Genomic DNA, 3183 nt, shown 5'->3' on the forward strand with positions numbered 1-3183 from the left:
GGCGTGAGCCATCGACAGCGACCCTCTAAGGTGTTTATTGGGGTTTCCCGCAGTTTCACATTTGATCGTGTAACCAGGTCCCCCCGTGCCATTACCATGGGGGCATCCTCCCTGCGCTACAAAACCTGGAATGACTCGATGGAAATTTAAACCATTATAAAATCCTGTATTGGCCAGCTTTTCGAAGTTCTCCACCGTTCCAGGCGCGTCTTCCTCAAAGAAATCAATGACTATTTTCTTGCCATTTTCCAATTCAATGCTGCCTCTTTTCACTTATCGCATCCTCCTCAGTTTTGTTCCAATAAATGCATTTTACTAAACTAAGCGGAATTTAGCAAATCTCCGTTCAGCTCAGCTTTCGGTCATTGGTTGGAAACTCCTGCCATGCCGGGCGTTGGCATAAGGAAAACATAAGGGCAGTCAGTCGCTGCCCGGCAATTGTTTTTTTCTAAATATAATTCTTATTTACCCTAATTTCAGGTACTTTGTGACACTCTATGCGCCGGGGATTAAAATCCCCGCGGTTTCTTCGGGCACCCGTGCGTAGTCGCTGCTCGCAGTAATTGAAGCGTGGCCTCTACCGCGTTGAGAGCGTAGTGGGCGACGGATAACGCCAGGCGGTGCCAAGCCCGTTCCTGCTCCCGTTTTGGATTTACAGCTCATGGGGAGCAGGAACACCCTTGCCTTTCGGACTTTAGGGCTTTGTTCGTGCATGTCTCCGCTTAAACCGCGTATCTTAAAAAGAACCTCTTGCCGATATTTCTGACGGCGTTTAGCGCAACACTGCCTTTCTTGCCGCATTTGCAAGTGAATAACGGTGCCCCGGGCCGGTAATGCTCCTTGTTATCACCGTGCCGGGCTATCTCCGCCCCGCAATCGGCACATAACCGGCCTGTGTTCCTGGGGTTTACCCGGCTGATGATTATTCCATACTCCCAGGCTTTGTATTTCGTATAGTGGGATATCCTGCCCCGGAGCCAGTAGGAACGCTTGGAACTGGCCCGCCTGCTGAACTTGCCTTGCTCAGGTTTAAAATTATTCAGGTATTCAAACACGATGATACCCGCGCCATGTTCCAGGGCAAAGTCCAGTATTCTACGAGACACCCGGTGGGCTTCATTATCGTCGATGTTATGGATCCTGTTCCTTAGCGCCTTATTGTCCTGCTCATCCTTATTCAAGGAACCCGTAAGGCTGAGCTTGGTTGCGATAATACCCAAAAGTCGTTTCCTGCGGCCGCTGAGGCTGTCACCGCCACGGATAAACCGGGTGGCCACCTGCGTGCCGTCGCTTTTGAATATGCCGCATACCGCCGGCCTGCCGCTAATATTTAAGCCTACAGCGCAAATCTTCAGGCTTGGATCTTTAACCTGCTCGGCAACCGCCTTCACTACCGGTTTTTCCTTTTCAACCGGGAAATGCAGCTCAAGCCGGTTTTTCTTAATTACCGCGTGTGGACAGCCTATCTTCCAGCCGTCCTGAACCCGCCGGCCGGTCAAATGATACTTCACCCAGCGCCAGGTGTTGCCGTCGAACAACTTCAGCATAATAGACTTGCCGGTGTAACCTTTATACTGGCCGGCATAAAACAAAGTGTTGCGCTGCCACTCTCTGGGCGGCACCGGCGGTCTGTATTTAAGCTTCTTCTCTTTGGCTTCGGCCTTGGCTTTTGCATCTTTCCATTTTTTCAGCTTGGAGAAGAATGACCGGGCTGCTCCAATGGCCGTGTTTATACAAGCCCGCCGGAACATAGCCGGGATATCCCACTTTAAGGGAAACGGCGGTGCAGGGTTGTCCTTTGTACTGTGAGTTAATCTTTCGAGTTCGGTTAACGCTTTTTTATTGGTTAGTTCAAGTATTTGAGCACGCTCCTTGATTATACCAAAATAAAACGCTGTGACTTCATTGAACAGTTTTTCAGTGGTGATGAACCATTCAGGAAAACGGTACTCCAAGGTTTGCTTGATGGTTTTAGTAGGCATTACACACCCCCCTCCCCGATAATCGGTATACATACAGATTCCTCGAGTATAAAAAACCCTTTCATAAAACGGAAAGGGCTAAAATAAGTGTGGTAATAAAAACGTCTTCCCGAGGAAGACGTAATAATTACTCACAGGCCACAAAGGCTCTGCTGCTTATTGTCTCCTTTCCATAAGGGAGGCATGGCCGTTTCCCGCCATACCTAGCGGCCTGTTCGCCGTGAGACAAATCCTTTAGGCAAAAAGGCTCGGAGTAGTTGTAATTCATAATTTTTCCTTAAAGCAATTATAGTCACAGAATAAACTGCATGTCAACCGGTATTTTTATACATATCCATAGCCCCACCATCTTTGAAAGTTAAATCTTGCTTTTTAACGGATATGAATCATCACGTCTTGTTTTCCTCTAAAGTGATATTGAATATCTCATGATCCGATAAGCTATAAAAACTCTCTATGTCCAGTTCTTGAAGACAAATAAGAGTTAATCGCTTGCTTCCACTAGTCCACACGCTCTGCTTCCGTTCCGCCAAAGGGTTGTAGGCAAACCTTGACGGGTTGGCAAGTCTTGCTCTGCAAAGCCCTTGCAGGGTATCCGCCAAACAAGGGGAGCCGCTGACATGAACCTTAACATTCGGGGATTTGGTAGACTCAAGCCGGTTATCGGCGATAAACGCCATTCTTACAGCTATCAGCAGATCTGAACAAATCTCTCCGTGGTGAGTGATGGCTTGACTCAGCAAGTTTTTCATTAAGAGATCTGGGTTGAGCGGAGCTATATGCGGTGTCCGTGGTGAAAACACCACATCATGGTCAAAATACGGTTTGATATCTATGACGGGACTTTCATTTACGGCATCAAGTCCAGTCACATAAAGTGTATTCCCCTGAATCCGGTCCAGCTTGACCAGGGTCAGAGCTATTGGATTGGGGCGGGCCGGTGACCGGATGGCAAACACACCAAATTTACGGGACAAAGGATTAACCTTAACCGGTGCGACCGTAGTGGTGTTACGTGACGCTTGATGGAGCCAAGTCAAAATCCATAAATGAGAATACTCGTCGATTCGCTCCAGCGCCGCGGAAAATAAGGGAAAGATTATGATTTGAGCCTGAATCCCGGTTGTCGGCATGCTGTTTCGATCAGTTATTTGTGATTTGACAATGCCCACAGGGTTTAGTGTAATAGAATCTACTCCCA

The 3183-nt window shown here is 48.0% G+C and carries 3 protein-coding genes and 1 riboswitch; all 3 genes read right to left on the reverse strand.

Features of this window, described 5'->3' with window-relative positions; genetic code table 11:
* Window positions 1-273: peptidylprolyl isomerase (locus A4E54_RS00540; RefSeq protein WP_286723700.1), on the reverse strand; the 273-nt coding region annotated here is incomplete at its 3' end.
* A gap of 449 nt (window positions 274-722) precedes the next feature.
* Window positions 723-1982 (reverse strand): zinc ribbon domain-containing protein, encoded by a 1260-nt coding sequence (locus A4E54_RS00545; protein WP_286723702.1) that lies wholly within the window; start codon window positions 1980-1982, stop codon window positions 723-725.
* A gap of 146 nt (window positions 1983-2128) precedes the next feature.
* Window positions 2129-2247, reverse strand: a riboswitch (molybdenum cofactor riboswitch).
* 124 nt (window positions 2248-2371) lie between these two features.
* Window positions 2372-3183 (reverse strand): tRNA (N6-threonylcarbamoyladenosine(37)-N6)-methyltransferase TrmO (tsaA, locus tag A4E54_RS00550; protein ID WP_353681802.1); only part of this gene is annotated, 812 nt, incomplete at its 5' end.

Source organism: Pelotomaculum sp. PtaB.Bin117 (genome assembly GCF_002067195.1).
Lineage (GTDB): Bacteria > Bacillota > Desulfotomaculia > Desulfotomaculales > Pelotomaculaceae > Pelotomaculum_D > Pelotomaculum_D terephthalicicum.